This is a genomic window from Thermoanaerobacter sp. CM-CNRG TB177, assembly GCF_018588165.1.
Classification (GTDB): domain Bacteria; phylum Bacillota; class Thermoanaerobacteria; order Thermoanaerobacterales; family Thermoanaerobacteraceae; genus Thermoanaerobacter; species Thermoanaerobacter thermocopriae.
Map to the genome: position 1 here is coordinate 1 of NZ_JAFCAC010000034.1, position 846 is coordinate 846.

General features: G+C 37.9%; 1 protein-coding gene. It reads left to right on the plus strand.

Annotated features, from left to right (window positions below; all coding sequences use genetic code 11):
- Positions 1–846, plus strand: an 846-nt coding sequence (locus I4N53_RS01955; protein WP_214495464.1) for an S-layer homology domain-containing protein, incomplete at both ends; no start/stop codon positions are given.

An 846-nucleotide genomic window follows, 5' to 3' on the forward strand; every position in this document is an offset into this window, starting at 1 on the left:
CAATTGACCTCATAAACAAAGCAGGAACAATAAAACTTAACATACACAACAAAGGCAAAAAGGAAGCATCAACTTTCGAGCCTGTAACAGATGCCTATGACATAACAATAAAAGCAGGAGACAAGGACATAAAAATAGGGTCACCTGTAAAAATGACATTTAACATAGAAGGTGCAAAAGACATAAGGAAAGTAGGAGCATACTACTTAAACGAGACGACAAATCAATGGGAATACATAGGAGGAAAAATTGACAGAGAGACAAACACAATAACATTTGAAGCGAAACACTTCTCAACCTATGCAGCTTTTGAATACAACAAACAATTCAAAGACGTATCAAAAGACAATTGGGCATATGACGTAATAAATGTACTGGCATCAAGGCACATAATAAAAGGGATAGATGAAAACACCTTTTTACCAAACAAAAAAATAACCAGAGCAGAATTTGCAGCATTAATGACAAGGGCATTAGGGATAGAAGAGAAGCCTTACAAAGGACAATTCAATGACGTAAAAGAAGGGGCATGGTATGCAAACGCAGTAGAAGCAGCATACAAGGCTGGTATAATATTAGGAGACGGTAAGAATATGAGGCCAAATGACCCAATAACAAGAGAAGAGATGGCAGCAGTAATAATGAGAATATACGGAAAGCTTGTAGAGTACAGAGAGGACAACATAGGCAATACCACTTTCAGTGATAACAACAAGATAAGCGAATGGGCAAAGAATGCAGTAGCAAATGCAGTAAAGCTTGGTATAGTAAAAGGATATAAAGATAACACCTTCAGGCCCAAAGAGAACGCCACAAGAGCAGAGGCAGCAGCTATGCTTTACAGAG